The following is a 24934-nucleotide window of genomic DNA, read 5'->3' on the forward strand; positions in this document are numbered from 1 at the left end:
GGGTCAAGAGTGCAATGAGCCACGATCATCAAGGAACAGCCAATACCAACCCTGCCAGCCAATCCCAGATCAGCCAAGAACAACTCTCACAGAGTGCACTTTTACGCGCTCTCGTTCAACGTAGGTGCACGTTTCTTCACTCTCGTTGAAGGACAGCGAACCAGAGTGCGCTAGCACCAAACGCGACGAGGCGGCTGGAAACCAGCCGCCTCGTCGTCAATCTCAGTGGGTCAATCGCACGCAATCACGCCGCTCAAACGTGAACAGCAGCCCTGCGCGCACACCCAAGCGTTACGCCTGTTCGGTGCGGGCCTTCGCTACCTCGTACAGCGTGATCGATGCGGCCACACCTGCGTTGAGGGACTCAACGACGGACGACATCGGGATCGACACGATCGAATCGCAGGTTTCGCGTACGAGCCTCGATAGGCCCTTGCCCTCGGAACCGAGCACGATCACAAGCGGGTCGGTTGCGAACGGGATCGAGCCAACGCTCACGTCACCGCCGCCGTCGAGTCCAATCACGAAGCAACCGGCCTTCTTCAACGTTTCGAGCGAGCGCACAAGATTGGTTTCGCGGGCTACCGGAACGCGCGCGGCTGCACCAGCGGAAACCTTCCAGGCCGACGCGGTCACACCGGCTGCGCGACGCTCGGGTACGAGCACGCCGTGGGCACCGAACGCACCGGCGGACCGGAGGACAGCACCCAGGTTACGCGGGTCGGTCACGGAGTCGAGCGCAACGATCAACGGTGCCTGACCCGCGTTTTCCGCAGCGTCGAGAAGGTCTTCGAGTTCGTAGTACTCGTACGGTGGAACCGCGATAGCCACACCCTGGTGGATGGAGCCGTCGGTCATGCGGTCGAGTTCGATCTTGGAGGATTCGAACAGCGGCAAACCGCGTTCGGTCGCGATCGCGAGGATTTCCTTGGTGCGGTCATCGTGTTCGATGCGGGTCGCGAGGAACACCTTGGACACTGGCATCTCGGCGCGTAGGGCTTCGAGAACCGAGTTGCGTCCGGCGACTACCTCGTTGACGCGGTCACCGGCGAAGTTCTGCTTGCGACGTGGGGCTGCCTTGGAGCGCTTCTCGTCGAGGCGTTCGCGAGCCACCTTGCGCTTGTGCGCGGGGTGCCAGGTGCGGTCTTCGGCGCGTGGTGTGGCACCGCGGCCCTCAAGTGCCTGGCGTCCGTTGCCGCCGGTGCCCTTGGTTGGGCCCTTTTTGGTCGAGGCTTTGCGCACTGCGCCGCGACGCTGGGAGTTTCCTGCCATGTAACTGGCCTTCCGTAAAAATCGTAAAAGTAAAGGTGGTGTAGGTGTTTAGCCCAGCGACCAACGCGCACCGGATGCGGAGTCTTCGACTACGATTCCGGCGTCCGCGAGGGTGTCGCGGATGGAATCGGCGGTAGCGAAGTCGCGGTCCTTGCGGGCTTGCGCACGGTTTTCGATGTGGGCTGCGACGAGTACATCGAGTGCTTTGCGTTCGCGGTTGTCTCCGCTGGCCTGCTGCCAGGCGGCTGGGTCGAGTCCGAACACGTCGAGCATTGCGCGGAACACGAGGAGGTGTTCGCGTACTGCGTCCAGATCGCCGGATGCAAGTGCGGAGTTACCTGCTTTGAGGTGTTCGTGCACGGATGCCAGCCCGACCGAGACGTTCAGGTCATCGTTCATGGCGTCGATGAACGCCTGTGGGAGGGTTGCCTGCGCAACCTCATCAGCGGGGATTTCCCCAACCTTTTCGGTTGCCCGAGCGTAGAAACCTGCGAACCGTTCCCATGCGGCCGCGCCTTCTTCGAGTGTTCCCACGGCGGTTTCTTCGCTGGCCGTAGTCCATTCGAGCATTGAACGATAGTGCACGGTTGCGAGTGCGTACCGCAGGGCGACAGCGGGGGCGGCCTTGAGTACTTCGCTCACGAGTAGCCCGTTGCCGAGCGACTTGGACATCTTGGTTCCGCCCTGGGTCACCCACGCGGAGTGCATCCAATAGTTGGCGAACTCGTAGCCTGCCGCCTTGGACTGTGCCTGTTCGTTTTCGTGGTGCGGGAAGCGTAGGTCGAGGCCACCGCCGTGAATGTCGAACGCTTCGCCGAGGTAGCGCTTGGCCATCGCGGAGCATTCGAGGTGCCAGCCTGGACGTCCGGGACCGTATGGGGTGTTCCAGCGCGCGGTTTCAGGCTCGCCAGCTTTTGCGGCCTTCCACAGTGCGAAGTCGCGGGCATCCCGTTTGAGGGTTTCTTCGTCCGTGTCTTCGCTGGGAAGTGCGTCTTCGATCTGCTGGTTGGTGAGTTGCCCGTACGCGTCCCACGAGCGGGTGTCGAAGTACACGTTGCCTTCGCCCGCTTGGTAGGCGTGCCCGCGCTCAACCAAACGGTCCATGAGTTCGATCATGTCGGTCATGTGGCCGGTTGCGCGTGGTTCGTAGGTGGGCAGCAGGTTTCCGAGCGCATCGTAGGCGTCGGTGAACTTGCGTTCGTGCAGGGCAGCCCAGGCCCACCACGGCTGATCTGCGGCTTCGGACTTCGCGAGGATCTTGTCGTCGATGTCCGTGACGTTGCGAATGTAGGTGACGTTCAGGCCGGTGCGACGCAGCCAGCGCACGAGCACGTCGAACGCAACGGCCGAGCGCATGTGTCCGATGTGAGGTGCCGCTTGAACCGTCGCTCCACACACGTACATGCCAACCTGTCCGGGTACGCGGGGTTGGAAGTCGCGCACTTGGCGCGTTGCAGTGTCAAAAAGCCGTAAAGTCACCAGACAAGTCTACCTGTTTCGGCGCGTTTACCCGGTTTCGTGAGGGGCATCATGGGCGCTGACCGCACTGGTTTCGTCACAGTGCTCACTTTTTCGTACATTACGTTCCGGTAGCGGTCCGCTCCGCGAAACCACTGCGCTGCTTTGTCAGCGACAGCGCTCGTTATAGTCGCAGATTTCCGACGAGCCCTCGCCCTCCCCGCATCCCACGTCCTCAGGATGGCCAGGTCCGTTAAGTACCCCGCCGATGTTGCGGCCCAGTCGGCGATGTCACGGTGAAAACCCGCAACAGTGCCAACGCGACCGCAACATCGGATTCAGATTAGTAGCAATCCGGGAGGCAGACCGGTGGGTCCTCCGCGTAATGCTCGATCCACGCCGGTTCCTCTGTGGTCGTGAGCGTATATCCCGACCACAGTGCCAATACTCGATCTACTGACGGACTGCGCACTGGCTTCTTGGGCGGAGAATCCATGTTGCCCCACTCATCATCTTGGGGTTCACGCACAGGATCACTGAGGTTGGGTTCTCCCGAGCTAAGTTCAGTGTCAACCGGGCCACCTGTGACACCCTTCGCGAACAGACGCCATTCCTTATCTCCGTCAGTACCTTCAGCGAGCATCAACACACTCGCGCCTTCCTGCTCTTCCGGATGGGAGCACTTCTCTGGCGGACGCGAGATACACGAGAGGATACGCACGTCGCGATACACGTAGAACATCTGCTTCAAATCATCATTCGAGGCGTAACTCATGATGTCGTTAACGCCCATCGGCTCTTGCTCGGGGAAGATAAACAGGTTGTCTTCCCGCGCCTCGATCACTCTCTGAAGTGCGTCTTTCGTGTCCCGCCAATCTAGGTAATACGGGTGATCTTCCTCGGTCGGTGCCGGAGTACATCCCGCTAACACCACTACAATCACGACAGCCACTGGTGCCCGCCGTTGCAGGCGCGACATTAGGCCAACCCAACACCAACGTTCTTTATGGTTTAAGGGCGGTAACACTATTCTCGGCAAACCGTAACAAGACCTTCTGACCACGTTGCCCCGGCACCTTAACTTCATTGGCGCGTAGTTCAACGCCCGGAATATCGGAATAGAAGTCCGTGAGGACACTACTTACCCCGATAAGGGGAACTTGCTGACCTAACGGTAGGTTGTCTCGTTGCAGCGCAGATACCGGGAAGGGAATCTCCATCCCGCTGCCGTCGTCTCCACCCGTTATCCGCGCCGTCTGCGCTACTATTTTGAACTCGTGAGAATCAGATCCTGACGGGGATACTATGACCGGGGTTGTTGCCGATGGAAGGAACCACTCATCCTGCGCATTAAGTTGACCGCTAGGGAACTGTTGTTCTAGCAGGCTCAGCAGTTCTGACCAATCTTTATCGGTCACGAAATAGTATTCTTGACCGCTTACATACTGGCGTTGATGCCTCACTTCGAGGTCAAACTGTTCACCTTCGTTCACCCCGTTGACCCACGCATAATCGTGCATGCCGGGCGAAAATATCTTAAGCATGAACAGTCCGCTAGCAGCGATCAGCACAATGCCGAGGACTGTCGGTAACACATGGCTTCGGGTGGTAGGCCTCTTCCTCTTAACAAAGAAACCAAGCAGGATCAGGATGATGCCGCCGCTGAACACACAGACTAGACCGGCAGTTGATGCAATGGTCATATCACTCCTTTAAACCGCACAGAAATCTAAAATTTCCGCACGCGAACCTACTTCACAATGATCGGATAGAACGAAGCTAAAGAAAAGTTGTTGGATTTCCCGACTGTCTGTTCACCCGTGAACGCATCCCAGTCGACCCATCGCATTGATCCCTTCCACCCGTCCCATACGGCGACCATCTTCGCAACTCGTCCGTTTGCCGCGGACTTATACTCAGCCCAACCCGCGACCGAAACACCATGAGCACCGTAATATCCCGAGACGAAAGTCAGGATCATCGGATTCCCTTCCGAAATCGATGACTTTACCGTATTTTTCCAAGTGAAGACCCCAATCCATTTGGCATCAGTCTTAGGATAACCTTGATCGTCACCAACCTTCTCGATCATACCTTCGATTTTATTTGGAGCGGTTCCACACGTTGCACAGGCCCCTTCTTTGAAACCGTTCTTGACAGCTACTGACTTAACCTTCTTGAAGAGTGATTGATCACCAGCTGTGATTTTCTTAAAACCTTTTTTATTACGAGCATGCGCAAATCCACGTGTTATCGCAGTTGGGATACAGTGGCCTGAACTCGGCGCCAGATCGTCAATCGAAGTCATTGTAAATGAAGGCATTACAAGTGTTTCCCCATCCGTCCGCGTCCACGTTCCACCATACCGATCCTTTAGATACGCCGCGGGTGAACTAATACCTCCGTATCCTCCATCCTTATCCTGGCCAGCGTAGGTTTTCGCGAGAACCATCGCTTCCAAGTCAACAACAGAGAATTTTGCCAGATTATTCAATGAAACCATATTCTCAAGCTCGATCTCGTTCAATACACTTCGATCGGACATCAGCAATCTTTTGCGTTCACTTGAGATGATCTGGCTATAATCATTAAAAACACGCATTCTGCTTGAGTTAATGATTGTGTACGCATCAGAGTTTTCACATACCAGTCCATATAACTCTAGAAGGGTGTATTCGCACTCATCTGCAAGACTCCCAGGATCAATTTCACGCACTAGCGGAACTCTCGTATGGGCAGCTATAAGCACGTCGATCTCTCCAGAATCGACACCCTTCACTGTGTACCCTACATACGCCACGTTTCCGATAGCGTCCTTAATCGGCACGCGGCGCGTAATCGCTATACCGTCCAAGTCACTAGAGAACGGATTAACACCTACAGCGGCAATAGCGATTGAGTCCATCGAAACTGGATAATCACTTGAACCGTACAGAAATCCATCTTCTTCAAGATTCCGCGCTTCTTGCACTTCGTCAATAGTTGCAGACTGTAATTCTTCGACGCTAACTTCGAATAGCTCGTCGATGTCTGCACTCACGTCCGGGCGCCGATCAGGCAAAACGCTCTGCACCAGAGTTTCTACGTCTTCTTCAAGCGGTGCGTCAGCAGCCGGAATCACATAGGGAGCGGACTTGTTTGGCGAGTTCTGCCAGGCACCTGCCGGGACTACGATTCCCAGTGAGAGTGCAGCGGCGGCTATCACAACAACACTACTCTTTAGCGACTTGTGCATGAGTGGTCCTTTCGATCTGTCTTACGTGAATGAAGATTGGCTCCGGAACCGAAAGTGACGTTAGCGCTCGTCAGAGCGCCTCGTCAATGGCTTGAATGAACATCTGACAGATGCGCTCCACCTCTATGTCCGCAATTTGAGACCGCTGAGAGGCGGGTGATTATGACTGAATTAGAGCCATGCAGACCTGCGCTCACCACAATCGGCGAAAGAATCCAAAAATCTGGCAAAAAGAATCTGACAAGGTCCCAGCACTATTCCACCTGAGCGCAGACAAACGCCCCTTGACCTCAACAAACTTTCCACGTGGATACCATCCGCATAGTGAGAATCAAGCAGTCAAGAGGCTGGGTCGAGTCGGGTTGGTTAAGTACCCCACCGATGTTGTGGCCCAGTCGGCGATGTCACGGTGAAAACCCGCAACAGTGCCGACTGGGCCACAACATCGGATTCAGGTTAGTAGTAGACCGGTGGACCCTCCGCATCCTCAGCGGGTCACGGTGACCTCGGTGATCCGCGGGTCATCGAGGCGTACCGGGTGCACCGATCCTGCGAGCGCAACGGTCGTGACCGAGTTGGCTGGCGTGGCGCTGGTGCCGGTCCAGAACGTGAAGTCGCCTGGTTCCACGATCCGGCGCAGATCGCGTCCCGCGAAGGATAGCCTGGTTGGCGGCACCGCGAAGGTGAGTTCAGCCTGTTCTCCGGGCGCGAGTTCCACGCGGGCATATCCGACCAGTTGTGCGACCGGGCGGGTCACGGAACCGACGAGGTCGCGGGCGTAGAGTTGCACGACCTCAGTTCCGCTCAGGTCTCCGGTGTTGCGTACGGTGACGCTCACGGTGACCGGCTGGTCCGTGGTGGTAGCGCTGACCTGCGGCACCGTGTGCTCGTAACTCGTGTACGACAGGCCGAAGCCAAATTCTCGGGCCGGGGTCGACGAAAGGCTCGTGACATCCGAGTTTCCGCCGAGCGCCGGGTGCAGGTAGGTGTATGGCTGCGATCCAGTTGCCCGTGGCAGGGAGACGGGGAGTTTTGCCGATGGGTTCACCCGGCCAGACAGCACACCCGCAACCGCGGCAGCGCCCTCTTCGCCCGGGAAGAATCCCTGGACGACCGCAGCAGCCTGCTCCAATGCCCAGCCGACAACGTAGGGGCGTCCGGTCAGGAGCACTAGGATCACGGGTTTTCCGGTCGCGATGATCCGCTCTGCGAGCGCCCGCTGCACGCCAGGCAGTTCGAGGTCGTCGCGGTCGCAGCCTTCGCCAACGGTGCCGCGCCCGAACAGGGCCGACTGGTCACCGAGCACGAGAACGGCAACGTCTGCATCGGAAGCGCATTCCACCGCCTCGGCGAACCGCGAGGTGTCGTCGGAGTCTATGTCGCAGCCTTCGGAGTAGAGAATCGAGGCGTCCGCGAATTCCTGGTTCAGTGCCTCACGCATTGTTGGCACCTCGATCCCCATCTCGTATCCCTCATGCAGGGAGAGTACGTGGTTCACGAATGAGTAGCAGCCGAACATCGCGGATATCCGGTCAGCATTGGGACCGATGAGCGCGATCTTGCGTGGGGAACCAACGCTCGCATCGCTTTCGTTTGCAGGCGACAGGGGTAGGATTCCGTTGTTCGCCACGAGGACGACGGACTGTTCGGCCAGTTCACGTGCCACGGCACGGTGACGCAGCGAGTCGAGGTCGATGTCGCTTGGCGGTTCGTCGTTGAACGTGTTTCCGAGCAGTCCGAGTTCCGCCTTTTGCTGTAGCGCGCGCAGCACTGCACGGTCCACGAGTTCGATCGGCACATCACCGGCACGTACCGCGGCGGCAAGTGGGCCGAGGTAGGCATCGCCCGTGGGCAGTTCGATGTCGACTCCGGCTTCGAGCGCCAGTTTCGCGGCTTGCGATAGGTTGCCCGCCACGTTGTGTAGTTTTTCGAGGAACGCAACCCCAAAGTAGTCGGCAACGACGGTTCCGTCGAAGCCCCACTGGTCTCGCAGTAGACCGGTCAACAACTCGGGGTTGGCGGCGACAGGTACGCCATCGATTTCGTTGTAGGAGTGCATGACCGAGCGGGCCTTGCCATCGCGCACGGCCATTTCGAATGGTGGCAGCAGCACGTCCGCGAGTTCGCGTGGCCCTGCGTGGAGCGGTGCGAAGTTGCGTCCGGCCTGCGAGCCGGAATATCCCACGAAGTGCTTGAGTGTTGCGTGGATTCCCTGCGATTGCAGGCCCTTCACGTATGCGGTTGCGATGGTGGCAACCGTGTAGGGGTCCTCGGCGATGCATTCCTCCACCCGTCCCCAGCGCGGGTCCCGGATGACGTCGAGCACTGGCGCGAGCCCCTGGTGCACGCCGAGTTGCCTCATCGACTCGCCAATGAGCGCGCCCATGTCCTCCACGAGTTCGGCGTTGAAGCTCGCCCCCCACGCGAGCGGGGTTGGGAAGGTCGCGGCCTGCCAGGCCGACAGTCCGGTGAGGCATTCCTCGTGCACGAGCATCGGGATACCCAGTCGGGTTTCGTTGACCACTCGGCGCTGTTCGTTCCACAGCCACTGCGCGCGTTCGATGGGGTCAACGGGGCGGGTGCCATACACGCGGGTCACGTGCCCGAGCCCGTTGGCGGTCGCCCCCGCAAAGGTGGAGGCTTCGGCGAACTCCCCCTGCAATGGTGCGACGGCTTCGCCGTCCCCCTTGTCCCAGAACCCTACGATCTGGGCGAGTTTCTCCTCAAGCGTCATCTGCGCTAAGAGTTCCTGCGGGTCGGTGATGACCTCTCGAGGTGTTTCGATACTCATGGACTTCTCCAACTTCAAAGTTTTGTATTTTCGACGAGCCGTCCGGCAGGCACTTGGGCCTGCGCTGGTAGGTGAGGGCTCGTCGGCAATAGGCCTGCCGCGAGTGGGAAAATCTCCACTCCGGGCAGCGCGAGTGGGGGATTTCCCCACTCGCGGGGTCAGGGGTGTAAGGGCTGCTAGCCCTTGACCGCACCCTGGAGGCCGTTCACGATCTTGTTCTGCATCGCCAGGAAGAAGACCAAAGCCGGGATCATCGAGAGCGTGGTGAACGCGAACACGCCCGCGGTGTCCGAGGAATATTGCGATGAGAAGTCCGCAACACCCAACGGCAGGGTACGCATGTCGCCGTTCAGCAGGAGCAGCGGCAGCAGATAGGCGTTCCACGATGCGACGAATGCGAGCACGCCGGTCGTGACCATTCCAGGGCCAGACAGCGGGAGCAAGATCCGCGCGAAGAACCCAACCCGACCTGCACCATCCAAGGTGGCGGCCTCCTCGATCTCAAGCGGGATCGCTTGGAGGAATGGCCGAAGGATCACAATCGTCATCGGCAATTGGAAGGCTGCCTGCGGCAGCGCCAGCCCAAGCCACGTGTTTCCGAGGCCAAGGTCCTTGGTGATGAGGATGAACAGCGGGATGATCGCGACGGTCGCTGGGAACAGCAGCCCGGCCACAAAGATCATGTAGATACGTTCACGCCACTTGAACCTGAAACGAGCCAGTGGATAGGCGGCCATCATGCCGAACACCACTACGAGCGCAACGGTGATCAGCGCGACCACGGTCGAGTTCAGTGCGTACCGCCAGAAATTAGCGTCCGTCAGCACCCGCACATAGTTGTCGGTGACCCACGGGTCTGGCAGACCAGCCGGGTTTGCGGCAAGCTGGGCGTTCGTGCGGAAACCGCCGAGCACCGCGAACGATACTGGGCCAAGGGTGAGACCCACCAGAACAAGGGCAATGAAGTAGGTGGCAGGGCCAGCCCGGTGTCCGCGAACCTTGCGTAACCTGCGCTCGCCGGATTCCGTGGCCTGGGTGAATGTTGCGGCGCTCATGCCTTGACCCTCCTCTTGCGTGACACGTAGTCGGGGTTGTCACGGCGCAGAATGAACCGCTGGTAGAACAGCGCCATAATGAGTGCGATAACGAACAGGATGACCGAGGCAGCCGAGGCGATACCAAAGTTTGACCGCTGCGTGCCCTCGGTGATGAGGAAGGTGACCATCGTGGTGGTCGAGTTTGCCGGACCGCCCTTAGTCAGAATCCACACCATGTCGAACAGTTGGAGTGACCCGACCATCGAAAGGAACGCCCACATGCGGATCGTGGGACCGAGCAGTGGAATCGTGATGCGGAACTGAGTCTGCCACCACGATGCGCCATCGATCTGAGCGGCTTCGTTGAGTTCCTCAGGAACACCCTGAAGCCCGGCCAAGAACAAGATGATCGCAAGACCTATGTATTTCCAGGTCAAGACCACCATCACGGTCCACAGCGCATACTTCGGGTCCCCGAGGAATCCCTGTGCCGGACCTGATAGACCTATCGACTCCAAAATCGTGTCGATTGCGCCATACCGTGGTTGCAGTAGTTGGAACCACACGACAGCAACGATGACCTCGGCCAGGATGTACGGCACGAACACAATCGTGCGGAGCACGCCACGGCCCCACATCTTACGGTTGAGCAACAGCGCGATACCCAGTCCGAGTGGGAGTTGCAAAATGATGGAGACAACCACGATGAAGAGGTTGTGGGCGAGCGCTCCCTGAAATACCTCGTTCGTCAGGACCGACACGTAGTTTCGCAAACCCACAAAGTCTACGAGCGGTCCAAAGCCCTTCCAGCGGTACAGCGAGAACTGCACGGCGCGGATGATGGGCCAGACAACGAAGAACAGGAAGAGCAAAAGCGCGGGGGCAATGAAAATCGATGCCTCAAGCGCCATACGGCGGTTGTGTTTTTTCTTGCGACGATCATTGCCCTTTGGTGCAACCGGGGGCGTTACGCCCCCGGTTGCGTTTGAGCGGGTCGTCGCAGACATCGCATCCACAGAAGATGCTGTTGTCATGTCTGCCACGGGTTAACTCACTTCTCTGCGTCGGCTGCAGCCTGGGTCTTGGTGACAATGTCGGCTGCGGTGGCCTGTCCTGCGAATACGAGTGCGATCTCGTCGTTCATCGCGCCACCGATCGACGTACCGAATGCGGTGTCAAAGTAGAGCTGGATGAACGGAGCCTCGTCGCGAACCCGGAGCAGGTCAGCGAGCGCTGGGTCTTCCACCGAACCAGATGCTGCCGGGTTGGTTGGCAGACCCATTCCGAGTTCCGCGAAGCCCTTTTGGACCTCATCGGAGAGCAGGTATTCAACGAACTTGACCGCTACGTCCGGTGCACTTTCGGCAACGGACCAGGCGTCACCGCCACCGAGTTGAGCCGCTGGGTCGCCTTCGCCGCCTTCAACTGCTGGGAATGCGAACCATCCGGTGTCTTCTCCCAAGCCTTGATTGTCCTCGGTCAGACCCTGCATGACGCCTGGCTCCCAGTGTCCAGCGAGTTCCATCGCAACCTTTCCGGTTGCGAGCAGACCCGAGGCGGACGTTGGGCCGGACTGTGCCGGTGTGGACAGGAAGCCTGCGTTGAATGGTTCCTTTGCCACGATCTCTTCGAGGGTTTCACCGGCCTTGAGGAAGCATCCTGCGGTGAAGTCGAGTGAGGTCACAGAATCTTGGAGGGTGTCCTGTGGGCACTGACGTAGTGCGGTGTAGTACCAGTAGTGAGCGGCTGGCCACTTGTCACCTGCACCAACTGAGACCGGTTCGATGCCCGCAGCCTTGAGCTTGTCCACAGCGTCATAGAACTCTGTCATCGTGGTTGGCGGGGTGTCGATGCCCGCCTCGGCGAACAGCGACTTGTTGTACCAGAAGCCAACTACACCCATCGAGAATGGCAGGCCGTAGGTCTTGCCGTCGATTTGCCAACCACCGACGTTTCCGCCGAGTTTGCCGATCGTGTCCTTGGCGAGTTCGGACAGGTCCTTGGTCAGTCCTGCCGAGACGTGGTCTGCGAGTTCGCCGCCGCCACGTTCCATGTAGATGTCTGGAAGATCGCCAGACTGGAAGGAGGCTTCGAGTTTGGTCAGCATGTCCTCGTGCTGAAGCGCCTCGATCTGGATCTTCACGCCGGGGTTTGCGTCTTCGAAGTCCTTTGCAACGTCTTCGTAGAAGCCCTTGCCGGGGTCCGAGTTGCTGTTGTGCCACCAGGTGATGGTCTGGTCGGAGCCTTCGGCATTGGTGCCGTTGTCCTCGCCCTCGCCGCCACCGGAACATGCAGCCGCGATCAGCGAGATCGAAGCCGCAAGCGCGATGCCTTTAAGCCATGGTGTGTTCTTCACGGAAAAATCTCCTCGTCCTTGAGTGATGTAGCACCCAATATATGCGTGCCTTTTCCGTCTAGTCAAACGTTATCGGTAACGTTTTCGATAACGTTATCGTAAAGATGATTCCGACGCCCTATAATGGCTACTGTGAACACCACTGCCCGAGTAACGATGGCCGACGTAGCCCAAGCCGCTGGCGTATCCGTTGCCACCGTCTCAAAAGTCGTCAACAACAAGGACGGCATCTCCCCCGCGCGCACCGCCCACGTACGCAGAATTATCGACGAGATGGGTTACGCAGCGTCGCTCGGCGCGCAGTCCCTACGTTCCCGCAGCACTGGAGTACTCGGGATGCTCGTGGCAGAGTTCGAACCGTTCTCGACCGAACTCCTCAAAGGTGCCTCACGTGCGATCAAGGCAACCGAGTACGAACTACTCGCTTACTCGGGACGCAGCCACTCCGCGCCAGAAGATGGCTGGGAACGCCGCCACCTAGCCCGCCTATCAGGCGCTCTCATTGACGGCGCGGTGATCGTCACCCCATCCGGAACAGAAACGATATTCCCCGTACCCGTAGTCGCAATCGATCCACACCTCGACACCGACGCACTGCCAACAGTGCGGTGCAACAGCTACGATGGCGCGTTCCAGGCAACCAGTTACCTCGCCGAACTCGGACACACCAAGATCGGCTACCTCGGGGGACGCAGCGATCTGAAATCCTCCCAAGAACGTGAGTTGGGCTACCGTGACGCGCTTCTGAACGCAGGGATTGCCGTCAACGACGCCTACATCGGCCAGGGCGATTATCTGCCCGAAGCCTCCCAAGCACCGGCTCGGGAGATTTTGTCCCGCGAAGACCGACCTACCGCTATCTTCGCCGCGAATGACCTGTCCGCAATCGAGGTCATCAAGGTCGCGGAAGAATTAGGACTGAACGTCCCGCGCGATCTGTCCGTGATCGGGTTCGACAACGTTCCCGAGGCCGCACTATTCCGTATTCCGCTCACCACGATGGCCCAGCCACTCGGCGAGATGGGCGAGATCGCGCTCAATATGCTCGCGAAGATCATATCCGGCGAAGAAGTCGAAACCCAGGTGCTGCTACCGGTCGAGCTCGTGGTGCGTGACTCGTGCGCGCCACCGCAACACCGCGCTCAGTAGCACTCGGGAAGGCACACCGGTATAGGTCCTCCGTATAGCCCGCAACCCATCTAGGTTCGGTTGTTGTGGTGAGCGTATATCCAAACCACAGCGCCAAAACTCGATCTACTGATACACGGCTTTTGGGATGCGAGGCAGAGAATCCAAATCACCCCACTCATCATCCTGCGGTTCGCGCACAGGATCATCTGGGTTGGGGTCACCGATACTGAGTTCGGTAACAACGGGTCCGCCCGTGACTTCCTCAGTATGCAGATGCCATCCCTTATCCCCGTCATGCCCTTGGGCAAGTCGATGGGGTCTTTTTGATCCGCCTGCACCCAGAAAAACACCACACCCGGGACATTTAGGCCCCATCGACTGTGACGGCAGGGTGCCACAGAGGGTCCTGGCGCTCTAGCGGATGTCGGTAGGTGGCTGTAAGTAAGGGGTGCTCGGAACACCACCGAGTCAAAAACTGCCGTCACTAGCCCTCATTAGTGCATAGTTTCGACACTTTTTGACTCGGTATCAACATCAATCCCTTGCGTGATCGCTGGCCTTGACTCTTAGCCCCATCTCATCCCTACCTGAGTGTAAATGGACGGGTTCTCGCCACCTTCTCGGCAGTTTGACATCAAAGAGAAGGACGGAAAAACCGTCCAGTGCCTCAGAAAAACTCAAGCAGTATTACGAGAACAGCACCCCACAACGCTCTAGAGGTGTTCCGGTTCAGCCAATCCGGTTCAATGCGACTACCCGAAGTTCTGGCCTTCACCGCGATAGGTGACCGACTCGTCGACAATGTGGGAACCATCGAGCAGGTAGGTGACGTTGAAGCGCTCCATCTGCTCACCGGCCTTGGCATGACGGAACCAGACCCGCTCCCCGATCTCGGGGCGTACGGTGCCGCGCATCATCCGCAATGCGGTCTGCACCTCGCCCACTCCTTCGGCGCCGATGAATCTGAACCCCGAATCCACGGACACGGGGCGCCGTGTTACGTGCGGCGGGCCGGATGCAACGTAGCCGCCCGCGAAAGCCGTGAAGAACCCCGCACCGGGATGACGCACGACATCGAGTCCAAAGTATGCTGCGGGACGCAGACCGAGACCACGGTATCCGTCGAACAGTGCGGGCGCATAGAACCCAGAACCGGCTGTTACCTCAGTGACCTCCGTTGCGCGTTCATAGTCGCCGACTGAACCCGTGCCACCGGCGTTCACCACACGCAAATCGTCCACGCGCAACTCAAGTGCAGCCACGATCTCAGCTCTACGCTCTGCGAGTTCCACGCGTGAAATCTTCTTCATCGTGCGGACAGGCCACGAGTTGTCGGGCATCCCGGCAATCTGGGCATCGTAGAACATGGCCCCAACCACACGTACGTGCTCATACGAAGCCACGGCACCGAGCAGGGAAACCGCGTCCTGCACGGTATGCACGGGTGAACGGCGAACGCCTAGGTGCAGCGGGATTCCCAGGTTCCGTCCGATCCGCAACGATGCATCCACGTCGAACGCCACCTGCACGGGAGACACCGGACGTGCGGCCGAGATCAGTTCCGCGTGTTCAACGCAGTCCACGATCAGCACGATCTCCGCGAGCGCCCGTTCATCCTGCGCCATGGAGGCCAACGCAGCCCGGTCAACGGTGGGGTATGCAACGAGAATGTCGGTATACCCGTGTCCGACGAGCCACAGGGCCTCACGCAACGAGTAGCACATGAGCCCTTGATAACCGGGAGTCTCCAGAGCCCGGTCGATAAGGGTGCGGTTTCGCAGGGATTTTGTGGCAACGCGGATGGGCTTTCCGTGGGTCCGGGTTGCCATGTGTCGGGCGTTCGCATCAAATGCAGCAAGATCGACCACTGAGATCGGTGCCGGTAAGTGCGTTGTCGCTGCACTGAGGGTCTGCGAGAGGTGTGATGCCATATCGTTAACGGTTGCACGACCGCGGGTGAAACGCAAGACAAGAACTGCCGCGGAGGCACACCACGGCCAGCGGTTTTGGCACTAGACTCATCAGGTATGGGAAGCTTCCGATTCCGCAGCGCTGCAGAACCCTCACACCCGCGTGCGCGCGACGACCGTTGGACTAACTCGTGGACTAATTGGGCGGGCAATGTGACCAGCCGTCCGCGCGCTACGGAGACTCCCCCGGACCCTATGGCGTTGACGCGGATCGTTGATCGGGCGGTTGCCTCCGGGGACACGATTCGAGTGGTGGGGGCGGGGCATTCGTTCACGCCAGCCGCCGCGACGAACGGTGTTCAGGTGAGCTTGGATCGGCTCGATGAGTTGGAGATAATCGCCCCGATCCCAGGCACCGATGGCGAATGCCTCGTGACGGTTGGCGCGGGGATCCGACTGCACGCACTCAATGAGTTGTTGGCTGAGCATGGTCTTGCAATGCCCAATCTGGGGGATATCGACCAGCAGTCGCTCGCCGGCGCACTGTCCACGGGTACCCACGGTACGGGAGCCGCACTGCCCGGTCTGGCGGCGCAGGTGCACGGTATGCGCATCCTGCTGGCAAGCGGCAGCGTTATCGAGGTGTCCCAGGACCAACACCCGGAGGTTTTTCAGGCGGCCCGCGTGAGTGTGGGTGCGCTCGGGATTCTCCTTGCGGTGACGATCCGCTGTGTCCCCGCGTTCCTGCTGCGGGCTCGCGAGACCACAATGCAGTTCGACGAGGTCATGGAGGGCCTCGACGAGTTCGCGGACACCAATGATCACTTCGAGTTCTTCTGGTTCCCCGGCACGCAGGGAACGCTCACCAAGTTCAACAACCGAGTTCCGGAAGGAACTCCCACCACGGTGGATTCCTTGAACACCGCGGCCGCCGCCGCTTATTCGGCTCGTTCCTGGCTGGACGATGAACTGCTCTCGAATGGGCTGTTCCAGTTCACCAACTCCCTGTCGGCTCGTGTACCTCAACTCACCGGTCCACTCAATGTTGTCGCATCCAAGGCGCTGTCCCCTCGCGAGTATGTTGCTCCGTCGCATGAGGTGTTCGTGTCTCCACGGCGCGTCCGCTTCATCGAAATGGAGTACGCGGTTCCGAGGGCTGCACTCAGCGATGTACTCCAGGAACTCACCACGGTGGCCAACCGCCGCGATCTGGCCATCCAGTTTCCGGTTGAGGTGCGCTTCGCTGCGGCTGACGATGTGTGGCTCTCCACGGCCCACGAACGCGACAGTGCGTACATCGCCGTGCACCAGTATCAACACAGCCCATACCGCGAATACTTCGATGCGGCTGAGGCGATCTTCCGTGCGGCCGGGGGCCGCCCGCACTGGGGCAAGATGCACTCACTGACGCGCACGGAACTGACCGATCTCTATCCACGGTTCGAGGCGTTCTGCACGATCCGTGAGAAGCTCGACCCACGCGGCCTGTTCGCTAACTTCTACACCAACCAGGTGTTCGGCAAACTCACCTGAGTCGCCTACACCACCGCCACGAAAGCACCACCCATGCCACGAGTCGGGCTCACCCGCGAGAAACTCATCGCCACGGCAACAGCGATCGCCGATGAACACGGCCTCGCTGCCGTGACCATGCATGCCCTCGCACGGCAATACGGGGTGGCGGCTCCCAGCATGTACAAACATGTGCGTAATCTCGAGGACCTGCACAGCGCCATCGCGGCGGAAGGCTTAGTCCTGTTCGAACGGTCGCTGCGTGCCTCGGACGGTTCGGTGACAGGGCTTGCCCGCGCGTATCGCGCATTCGCGAGCAATCACCCCGGCCTGTACGACGCGTCGCAAAGCCCTGCACTCACCGCGCAGGGTCAGGGCCAAGAAATTTCCCGACGAGTCGTCTCGTTGATCGCGTCGGTCCTGCCCGAGAATTTGAGTCCCGACGATACGGTCGATTCAGTCCGCATCATCCGTTCCGCTCTGCACGGGTTTGTCACGCTTGAGCGTGACGGAGGTTTTGGACAGCCCGCAAGCGCGAACCGGACGTTTGAGGAACTATGCACGGTGCTCACCATGATCGTCTCCCTGCGGGCAGTCACTACGAAGCAGGGATGACGAGGGCCGTCGCTATCGCGGCGAGTCCCTCACCTCGACCGGTAAATCCAAGGGCATCCGTCGTCGTTGCCGAGATACGTACCGTGGCTCCGGCCGCCCGCGACATGCGTTCCTGCATGAGGTCACGGTGCGGGCCGACCTTGGGCCGGTTACCGACCACCTGAACCGCAACGTTCCCGATCTCAAAACCGGCAGCACGGACTCGACGCGCCGCCTCGGCAAGAAGAACCGACCCGGCGGCTCCAGCCCACTCAGGTTCGCTCGTGCCGAAATTCGAGCCCAAGTCCCCCAAGCCAGCAGCAGAGAACAGGGCATCCGCGGCAGCATGGGCAATCACATCGGCATCCGAGTGCCCCTCAAGCGGACGTTCACCGGGGAAGAGCACTCCCCCAAGCCACATCTCGCGTGTTGACCCCTCCTCGGCAAAAGCATGTACATCCGAGCCGATCCCTACCAGTGGCAACTTCACTGTTCATCCTCCTGCAAGCTCTTGTATGGTGAGCCGGTGTGTGCTGAGCATAGCGTCTGTGCGTAGAGCACCCGCGCAACGGTCAGATCAGTGGGAGTGGTGATCTTCAACGCCAACTCATCTCCCACGACACAGTCCACCTCGTGACCGGCCCACTGGGCGATCGTCGAATCATCAGTCGCAGCCGTCGTCTCATCCAGGCCGCGATCGGCAAGGTCAACATGCGCCTGCCACAACACCCGCCACGGGAACCCCTGGGGAGTCTGCACACTACGCATTGCTGATCGATCCGCGGACCCCACGATCCGCTCGCGGCCCGACTCATCGCGTTCAGCGCCCACGTCCACCAGCTTCAGCGTGTCCGACACCGGAAGCGCAGGAATCACGGCGGCGCTACCCGCGATGACAGCCGCAACAACCCGGTCCATCATCGCCGAACCAGCCATCGCCCGTGCAGCATCATGGACCAAGACAACATCTTCTGGTTCGCTTCCGAACCCCTGCGCAGCCAAAGCCTTCAAACCGGCGAACACAGAAGCCTGCCTGGTATCCGCACCAGGTACGATCCCTACCGGAATCCCTAGTTCCACCTGCGCAGTCCGTGCGGTAAAGACTTCCACCTGATCTGCGGGGGCCGTCACCACAACATGCGTCACCCCAGCAATGCCGGCGACCTGACGCAGGGCGACAACGAAAAGTGAGGAATCGTCGCCAATCAGCCCATCCGCAGACAGCGGAACGAGCGCCTTCGGCGCGCCATAGCCAAGCCGCGAACCCGAACCAGCGGCGGTGATCACGACACCAACCCGTGCGGTAGAAACCAAACTAGTCACAAGCCAAGCCTACTTGCACGTTCACACCACAACGAAGACGGCGGTGTGGAGGACCACACCGCCGTCTCACCGTAGCTGATCACCAACGCGCATCAGCGTGATCGCAACTACCTCCTCGCGGCTAACCGCGAGCCCCTTCCACGCGTGAGCGAATCGCGTAGAGCGTTTTCATGCCCAACAGCTACCTGCGTACCGTGAGTTTTCCGACGCGGGTCACCTTGGACTTCACCACAGCCTTGCCCGTAACCTTATTAGGCGTGAACAAGACCGTAACCTTCTGATTCTTGGCCACCTTCAAGGACTTCCCCCTCACAGTGACCGTGACCTTCCCATTGTGAGTCGCCTTCAGCGTTGCCTTCACCGACTTCTTCCCAACCTTCACCGTGACAGTTCCCGCTGGCTTAGACACCCCGGCAGCCTTGACCCGCACGGTGATCTTGGTGCTCTTGGACTTCTGGATCGAGGACTTCGAGATCCTCGCGCTCACAGTGGCAGTGGACTTGGCAACCTTCTTACTTGGTGACGATGTCACCTTCACCAACGCATAGCCAGCCTTGGTCGCAGTGACCTGAACCGAGAGTTTCTTACCCACCTGGTTGGCTGTTACCGTGTACGACTTCTTGGTGGCACCCTTGATCGCCTTGCCATTGGAAAGCCACTGATACTTGTATTTGACCCCCGAGACCGACCACTTACCCGGATTCACGGTCATCGTTGAACCAACCCGTGCGATACCCGACAGCCTCGGCTTTACGGTGTTCTTGAACTGTTTGACAACCGGTTTATCGGTACCACCCGCGTTATCCCCACCAGTGTTGTTCCCCCCAGTGTTACCACCAGGCTGACCGCCAGTGTTGCCACCCGTATTACCACCGGTGCCACCACCAGCATTGTCCGTGGGCTCGTCCGTCGGGTCCTCCGTGGGCTCCTCGGTTGGATCATTGTCCGTACGTTCAAGCACGAAGTAATCAACGGTTCCCCACGCTCCCGCAGTCAGCGCGAAGCGTGCACCGACAGTGAGCGTTCCACCCTCCTCAACCGTAATGTCATCGATTGTGGTTTTCCGCCATTCTCGCCAACCCTCAAGTGGGATGGTCGCGGTGAGTTCGACGCTCTCGTCTGCTGAACCACGGGCGAAGAGTTCACGGGTATCCTGATCCGGGCTATCGCCGCCTTGCGAATAGACGCTCAGGCTGTACGTTCCAGTGTCAAGGCCCGACACAGTCTGCGAGACGCTGAACTCGGAACCTGACTCGGTAAAGAGCGAGAGCGCGAAGACACCGTTGTCAATGTCCTTCTTTGGTTCTTCCCACTTGACGTCATAACCCGAACCGGTGAAGGTCCATCCGTCCTCCCAGTCCTCGAAGGAAGGGTTCACCAGCAGGTTCTGGCGCTGATAGTAGATGTGCGCCGTGAACTCAATCCCGTTCGTTGACGTTCCCTTGACCACGACCAACCCTGGCGCGTAGAGGGCGTTGAAGGACTCCCACTGCACATCAGTCTGCTTGACCGAGTCGTCATCGTATTCAACGGCAAGCTGCGCGGGCAGAACGGGTATCTCACCCAGCAGAGACGTGGTCACGTGGGTTTGCGGGGTTCGTGGTTGCGCCTCTGGTTCCTCGGGAACCTCAGAGCCTTCGTCCACTGACGTTTGGATGAGGGTGAACTCATCGATTGCGCCCCACGACTGCGCCGTTGCGGTGAACGTCGCACCGATGTCCAGGATGCCGTCCGCGCCAACCTTGATGTTCTCAATCGTTGGGGTTTGCCACACCTGCCATCCGGCAAGGTTGATGTCCTGTTTGTACTCAGTGACCTGGGTCGCATGAGCATCGCCAGGATCACCGGGAACTGCAAAAAGGATTCCTGCGTCGCTGCTGCCCTTGAACTCACCATGTGCCACTGCACGTAGCGTGTAGGTTCCTGCCTGCAGACCTGTCACCTGCTGTTGCACCGTGAACTCAAGATCGGAGGCGGACCAGAAATGCGTTGCCTTTGCCCCATGGCTGGCGTCGCCAGTGTCCTTGATCTCGGCACCCGTACCCGTGAGAGTCCACGAATCGCCACCGTTTTCAAAGCTGTAATTCTTGACATAGTTCCTGCTTGCAACGGTGATCTTGGCCGTAACGACAAAACCATTCTCAGTCACTCCATCGACGGTGATGACCCCCGCGGTGGTTGGGGTGTCGAACTCATCCCAGGTCACAGTCTCCACGTTCACGCTGCGGTCGTTGTACCTGACCGTCACGGTTGCCGGGAGGGTTGCAGTCTGTCCAGCGTTGATCTGAACGTTCACTGGTTCAAAACCTGTTGCCTGGAGTGGTGCGGACGCGCCGGTATGCACGTACTTAAACACGTTCAGCGATTCCAGTGCGGTGCCATCTGGGGCAAAGAGTGCCTGGTTGTCCACTGCGGAACCGCCATACCACCTGCCTGCGTCGTGTGAGTCGTATTCCCCGGCGTACGAGGATGCCCATCCTGACCCGTGGGTCTCCCACAGCGTCTTGTTGTTCTCAAGCTCGGATGCTGGTCCTACCGGTAGCCAGGCGGGCTCCCAGTAGAAGACGCCGATACCTGCTTCTCCGACACCGTGAACGGCTTCGATGACGTCACTCACGGAGTCCGCTTGGCCCTGCTCGCTAAATGCATACCCCGGGTTGGACGCGGTTCCCTCACGGATCGTGTTGGCGTGTCCGTCGAAGTCTTCAAGCGTGTACGCCCAAGAGGTCTCTGCGACCATGACCTTCTTGCCGTACGTATCGGCGATAGCCTTGAGCTGCGTCGTGAGGTTCTGGAGCGTGCCATGCCAGAACGAGTAGTAGGAGCTGGCAAACACGTCGTAGTCGACGTTGTTGTCGTCCATTGCCTTGGCCAGGCTCGCGTAGCGTCCGCTGGTCTCTGGGTTGGTGAAGTGGAGTGCGACGAGCGCGTCTGGCAGGACTTCGCGTACCGCGCTGCTTCCCGCGCTGAAGATCTTGGCGGCATTGACCATACCGCTCTCACCGGCGACACCGTTGTTGGTTTCGTTGCCGACCTGCACCATGCCGATGTCGACGCCTGTGTCTTTGAGTGCCTCAAGGGAGTCTCGCGTGAACTCGTAGGTTGCGGTTTCCTTCTCCGCCAAGGTCATGTCTGCCCAGGCTTTTGGTGCCTGCTGCTTGCCAGGATCGGCCCAAAAGTCTGAGTAGTGGAAGTCCACGAAGAGTTTCAGGTCAGCGTCTTTGGCACGTTCGGCGATTTCCACTGCGGTGGCGAGGTCGTTGTTTCCTCCCCCATATCCATTGCCCTCACTGTCCCAGGGGTCGTTCCAGATACGAACGCGGATGTAGTTCACGCCAGATTCCCTCAGGGTGTGGAAGATATCTGCCTCTTCCCCATCCCAGTCGCGGAACTTCACACCACTGGCCTCGAGCGACAGGACACTTGAAATGTCGACACCCTTCATGAAATCCTCGGGCAGGCCTTCGATCTTATTGACGTGAATTGTCGACTCCACGGGTGCGTCCCCTGCGGCTTGAGCGGCGGATCCGAATGCTGGTGTCAGCCCCAGAGTGAGTGCTATGCCCAGAGCTATCGCTTTGGGGCTACGGCCAATCCTCATGTTCCCTCCTTGAGCCCGGCTTCTTCGCGCGGGCATAGAATCTGGAATGAACTGTAATCGGTCACAGGTTTCGGATCAAGGAGTTTGCCGATTTGTTACGGAAACTGAGGTGATATTTCAGTTTTAACTGAGTCATACGCCTGTGACCGATTTTAGATTTATCGGCAGCGCACTTCCCGTGACTCAGTCATAGACGACGAAAGCCCGGGTGGTGGCCGAGAAATCTGTTCCATTCCTCGGCCACCACCCGGGCCTATCACCAGGAGCGTCAGGTACTCTTGATCCGCACTTTGGGCGTCTTCAAGACAGTGGTTGCATGCCCTAACCTGCGCAACAAGACACGAGCCCAGATCTTCTCGTCGACATCAGAGAGATCAACGGGGTAGGTCATCGCGCGCGCACCGCGGATAATCTCCTTGCCCCGCATCCATTGGACTTCAACGGAATCTGGCATGGGATAGACGAACTCATGCTCGAGAACGATCTTGAGGATCTCGCCCGCACGCGGCTTACCCTTGATCCGCAACTCCTCACCCAGGTATTCGGGGGCATCTCCAAGCCCAACGACACCGAGCGAGGCATCAAGGGTTGTGGTCATCGCGTTGGCGCCACTCGCCTCGATGAACACGCTCAACTCACGGCCTCGCATCGCTGGGGTGACCTCGATACGAGATTCCGTCTCGCCCGGAATCTCCTGTCCGTTGAGGCACCATTGGTAGGACAGTGTCTGCGCAGCGGGTTCAAAATCCTTGCGTTTGACCTTCACCCACGCTTCCTCGCCCACCCGTGGCGTGGCCACGCGGACGGCGACTCCATCCCGCAATGAGTAGGCGGCTCCGCTCCCAATCCACCCAGCGTTTACGGCAAACACGGCGCTCTCGGCTCCCTGGCGATGCGCGGTGACACGAGCGGTCAACGAGTTTCCGCCACTGCCCTGGGGAGGAGTGAATACCGCGGTGAAGAATGGTTGCGTGGCGTCCACGAATACCTTGCGTGGTTCGAACGTGGCGCTTTCTCCTTGTCCGAGATCAACAGCCTCGGGCGCATCACCGTCTGACGCCGCAAGAGCACCAGCATCCTTGATGCGTACCCCCGCTTTCCCGACTTCATGGTCCACTCTGTCCAAGGCCTCGCCAGCACCTCCGGGAAGCACCTCGCCGCCTAGCAACTCGGCAAAGATACGCGGCAGCCCTTCAAGATCCTCTACGCTTGCGAGCAGGTCAAATCGTTCCATCGGCGAAAGAACTTCGCCCTCGCTCCTGACGACAGCGTTGCGCGATGCCCCGACTCGGGTCACATCCAAATTGGTGTCGAGTATCTGCGGCAGGATACCGGTTTCAGCGGCAACCTCATCCCCGCCGATCAGCCACGCAACGTCGATTGAGTCAACGGCGGGGCTGAACGCGGCACTGTCCACGTAGAGGTAGGCGGGCGAGAACTCACGCACACCCGAGTCAGGGGCGCCCTGCTCGCCGAGCGCGTCACCGGTGAGGGTAACGTAAGAACGGTCAATCTCGGGTGCGGACGCCAGCACAACAGGACCGCACTCAATGGTCACTTCGAGTGGTCGCATGTCGGCACCCTCGAAAGTGGCGGTGGCGGTGAGGGTCTTGCCTAAATCTTCAGGGCGTACATGATAGGTAGGCCCCTCATAGCCGTTTGACCACACGACTTTGAGATCTCCGGCAATTGGAGAGACGGATCGTTCGGTTAGGCTCAGCCGGATCTCCTGCCCGACAAGAACCTCACGTGCCGGACCCGCCACGGACACAGCAGCCGGTTCGACAGCTGACGCATTCCTGGCGAAACGGGCGACGCCGTCCGAATCAAACTCGACGATGTTTTTGAGGTCAACCATGAGGCTGAATACGCCCTGACCACCCTCTTGCATGGAGTTGAAAAGGGTGTCAGATTCATAACCATCAAACTGCGCGGTCACGATCAATTCTCCAAGTTGCGTAAAGCGCCTGCCCCAAGGCGCAGTTCGGGACGGAAACACGGGCACCGCGGCCACGGAATCATTCAGCGATACCCTGCCACGTTTGGCAGCCACTAAGACAACACAAGCCGCCCGTTCAGTATTCCGAGCATAATGCAGAATACCGATGCCGAGCGGCTTGTGTGGTGAACTAGATTAAGTGTTAGCTTGCAAGAACTTCATCCAGGAGTTCAGCGGCCTTGTCCTCTTCGGTGTGCTCAGCGAGTGCGAGTTCCGAAACGAGGATTTGACGGGCCCGGGCGAGCATTCGCTTCTCTCCAGCGGACAGACCGCGGTCGGTGTCTCGGCGCGATAGGTCGCGCACGACCTCTGCAACCTTGATGACGTCTCCGGAAGCGATCTTCTCGACATTGGCCTTATAGCGGCGCGACCAGTTGGTTGGCTCCTCGGTGTATGGCGCGCGAAGCACCTCGAACACCTCGTCCAAACCTTCCTTACCAACCACATCGCGTACACCTACCAAGTCTACGTTATCTGCCGGAACTTCGATGGTCAGGTCGCCCTGCGCTACTCGTAGTTTCAAATACGTTTTATCTACGCCTCGGATGGTTCGCGTCTTGATCTCTTCGATTAGAGCGGCTCCGTGGTGCGGGTAGACGACGGTCTCCCCTACTGTGAACGACATCAGTGGTTGTCCCCTTTCGCGGATACCCATTCTATCACGCAGGGGGCAAAAATTGGGCGCATAATCTTTCATACTGTCCGGATGCTAGTC

18 protein-coding genes are annotated in these 24934 nt (G+C 59.1%); 3 read left to right on the forward strand and 15 right to left on the reverse strand.

Features of this window, described 5'->3' with window-relative positions:
- Positions 1-291 precede the first annotated feature (291 nt).
- The 9 genes from rlmB to ACFSYH_RS13000 form a co-directional block, all read right to left on the reverse strand.
- Entirely contained in the window at positions 292-1272 is a 981-nt protein-coding gene (gene rlmB, locus ACFSYH_RS12960) for a 23S rRNA (guanosine(2251)-2'-O)-methyltransferase RlmB (protein WP_377467468.1), read from the reverse strand.
- A gap of 48 nt (positions 1273-1320) precedes the next feature.
- The gene (cysS, locus tag ACFSYH_RS12965; RefSeq protein ID WP_377467470.1) at positions 1321-2751 is read right to left on the reverse strand and encodes a cysteine--tRNA ligase; all 1431 of its coding nucleotides are present in this window, start codon (positions 2749-2751) and stop codon (positions 1321-1323) included.
- A gap of 322 nt (positions 2752-3073) precedes the next feature.
- Positions 3074-3682 carry a hypothetical protein gene (locus tag ACFSYH_RS12970; protein ID WP_377467472.1) on the reverse strand — a complete coding sequence of 203 codons (609 nt, stop codon included), beginning with the start codon at positions 3680-3682 and terminating at the stop codon, positions 3074-3076.
- A 52-nt stretch (positions 3683-3734) separates the two neighbouring features.
- On the reverse strand, positions 3735-4433 hold the full coding sequence (locus ACFSYH_RS12975) for a hypothetical protein (RefSeq protein ID WP_377467474.1): 699 nt from the start codon (positions 4431-4433) through the stop codon (positions 3735-3737).
- A 47-nt stretch (positions 4434-4480) separates the two neighbouring features.
- On the reverse strand, positions 4481-5965 hold the full coding sequence (locus tag ACFSYH_RS12980) for a hypothetical protein (protein WP_377467476.1): 1485 nt from the start codon (positions 5963-5965) through the stop codon (positions 4481-4483).
- Between the two features lie 487 nt (positions 5966-6452).
- Positions 6453-8756 (reverse strand): beta-xylosidase/alpha-l-arabinosidase, encoded by a 2304-nt coding sequence (locus ACFSYH_RS12985; RefSeq protein WP_377467478.1) that lies wholly within the window; start codon positions 8754-8756, stop codon positions 6453-6455.
- Positions 8757-8932: 176 nt separating this feature from the next.
- Positions 8933-9811: a carbohydrate ABC transporter permease gene (locus tag ACFSYH_RS12990; protein WP_377467480.1), complete on the reverse strand. Its 879-nt coding sequence runs from the start codon at positions 9809-9811 to the stop codon at positions 8933-8935.
- Entirely contained in the window at positions 9808-10827 is a 1020-nt protein-coding gene (locus ACFSYH_RS12995) for a carbohydrate ABC transporter permease (RefSeq protein WP_377467482.1), read from the reverse strand. The genes ACFSYH_RS12990 and ACFSYH_RS12995 overlap by 4 nt, the downstream gene beginning before the upstream one ends.
- A 17-nt stretch (positions 10828-10844) precedes the next feature.
- On the reverse strand, positions 10845-12149 hold the full coding sequence (locus tag ACFSYH_RS13000; RefSeq protein ID WP_377467484.1) for an extracellular solute-binding protein: 1305 nt from the start codon (positions 12147-12149) through the stop codon (positions 10845-10847).
- 132 nt (positions 12150-12281) lie between these two features.
- Between ACFSYH_RS13000 and ACFSYH_RS13005 the strand changes: the two genes are divergently transcribed.
- Entirely contained in the window at positions 12282-13298 is a 1017-nt protein-coding gene (locus ACFSYH_RS13005; RefSeq protein ID WP_377467486.1) for a LacI family DNA-binding transcriptional regulator, read from the forward strand.
- Between the two features lie 734 nt (positions 13299-14032).
- Here ACFSYH_RS13005 and ACFSYH_RS13010 read toward each other — a convergent pair.
- Positions 14033-15211, reverse strand: a complete 1179-nt coding sequence (locus tag ACFSYH_RS13010) for an alanine racemase (protein WP_377467488.1) — start codon at positions 15209-15211, stop codon at positions 14033-14035.
- Positions 15212-15307: 96 nt separating this feature from the next.
- On the opposite strand from ACFSYH_RS13010, the gene ACFSYH_RS13015 reads away from it, so the two are divergent.
- The gene (locus ACFSYH_RS13015) at positions 15308-16723 is read left to right on the forward strand and encodes a D-arabinono-1,4-lactone oxidase (RefSeq protein WP_377467490.1); all 1416 of its coding nucleotides are present in this window, start codon (positions 15308-15310) and stop codon (positions 16721-16723) included.
- 33 nt (positions 16724-16756) lie between these two features.
- Positions 16757-17317: a TetR/AcrR family transcriptional regulator gene (locus ACFSYH_RS13020; RefSeq protein WP_377467492.1), complete on the forward strand. Its 561-nt coding sequence runs from the start codon at positions 16757-16759 to the stop codon at positions 17315-17317.
- On the opposite strand, the gene ispF is transcribed toward ACFSYH_RS13020, so the two are convergent.
- From ispF to ACFSYH_RS13045, 5 genes are all read right to left on the reverse strand, one after another.
- A complete protein-coding gene (ispF, locus tag ACFSYH_RS13025) occupies positions 17301-17786 on the reverse strand; it encodes a 2-C-methyl-D-erythritol 2,4-cyclodiphosphate synthase (protein ID WP_377467494.1) in 486 nt (161 codons plus the stop codon). The two genes, ACFSYH_RS13020 and ispF, sit on opposite strands and share 17 nt — an antisense overlap.
- Positions 17783-18619, reverse strand: coding sequence for an IspD/TarI family cytidylyltransferase (locus ACFSYH_RS13030; RefSeq protein ID WP_377467496.1), 837 nt, complete (start codon positions 18617-18619; stop codon positions 17783-17785). The genes ispF and ACFSYH_RS13030 overlap by 4 nt, the downstream gene beginning before the upstream one ends.
- Before the next feature lie 181 nt (positions 18620-18800).
- A complete protein-coding gene (locus tag ACFSYH_RS13035; protein WP_377467498.1) occupies positions 18801-22220 on the reverse strand; it encodes a glycosyl hydrolase 53 family protein in 3420 nt (1139 codons plus the stop codon).
- Between the two features lie 268 nt (positions 22221-22488).
- Positions 22489-24159 carry a hypothetical protein gene (locus ACFSYH_RS13040; RefSeq protein ID WP_377467500.1) on the reverse strand — a complete coding sequence of 557 codons (1671 nt, stop codon included), beginning with the start codon at positions 24157-24159 and terminating at the stop codon, positions 22489-22491.
- 202 nt (positions 24160-24361) lie between these two features.
- Positions 24362-24844: a CarD family transcriptional regulator gene (locus ACFSYH_RS13045; protein ID WP_377467502.1), complete on the reverse strand. Its 483-nt coding sequence runs from the start codon at positions 24842-24844 to the stop codon at positions 24362-24364.
- Positions 24845-24934 lie beyond the last annotated feature (90 nt).

Origin of the sequence: Populibacterium corticicola (genome assembly GCF_042683685.1) — a bacterium.
Lineage (GTDB): Bacteria > Actinomycetota > Actinomycetes > Actinomycetales > Cellulomonadaceae > Timonella > Timonella corticicola.

Excerpts from the sequence above, each read along its gene's own strand:
- ACFSYH_RS13010 (WP_377467488.1), bottom strand. The coding sequence starts at position 15,211 with ATGGCATCACACCTCTCGCAGACCCTCAGTGCAGCGACAACGCACTTA.
- ACFSYH_RS12975 (WP_377467474.1), bottom strand. The coding sequence starts at position 4,433 with ATGACCATTGCATCAACTGCCGGTCTAGTCTGTGTGTTCAGCGGCGGC.
- rlmB (WP_377467468.1), bottom strand. The coding sequence starts at position 1,272 with ATGGCAGGAAACTCCCAGCGTCGCGGCGCAGTGCGCAAAGCCTCGACC.
- ACFSYH_RS12990 (WP_377467480.1), bottom strand. The coding sequence starts at position 9,811 with ATGAGCGCCGCAACATTCACCCAGGCCACGGAATCCGGCGAGCGCAGG.
- ACFSYH_RS13035 (WP_377467498.1), bottom strand. The coding sequence starts at position 22,220 with ATGAGGATTGGCCGTAGCCCCAAAGCGATAGCTCTGGGCATAGCACTC.
- ACFSYH_RS12985 (WP_377467478.1), bottom strand. The coding sequence starts at position 8,756 with ATGAGTATCGAAACACCTCGAGAGGTCATCACCGACCCGCAGGAACTC.
- ACFSYH_RS12980 (WP_377467476.1), bottom strand. The coding sequence starts at position 5,965 with ATGCACAAGTCGCTAAAGAGTAGTGTTGTTGTGATAGCCGCCGCTGCA.
- ACFSYH_RS13015 (WP_377467490.1), top strand. The coding sequence starts at position 15,308 with ATGGGAAGCTTCCGATTCCGCAGCGCTGCAGAACCCTCACACCCGCGT.
- ACFSYH_RS12995 (WP_377467482.1), bottom strand. The coding sequence starts at position 10,827 with ATGACAACAGCATCTTCTGTGGATGCGATGTCTGCGACGACCCGCTCA.
- ACFSYH_RS13045 (WP_377467502.1), bottom strand. The coding sequence starts at position 24,844 with ATGTCGTTCACAGTAGGGGAGACCGTCGTCTACCCGCACCACGGAGCC.
- ACFSYH_RS13020 (WP_377467492.1), top strand. The coding sequence starts at position 16,757 with ATGCCACGAGTCGGGCTCACCCGCGAGAAACTCATCGCCACGGCAACA.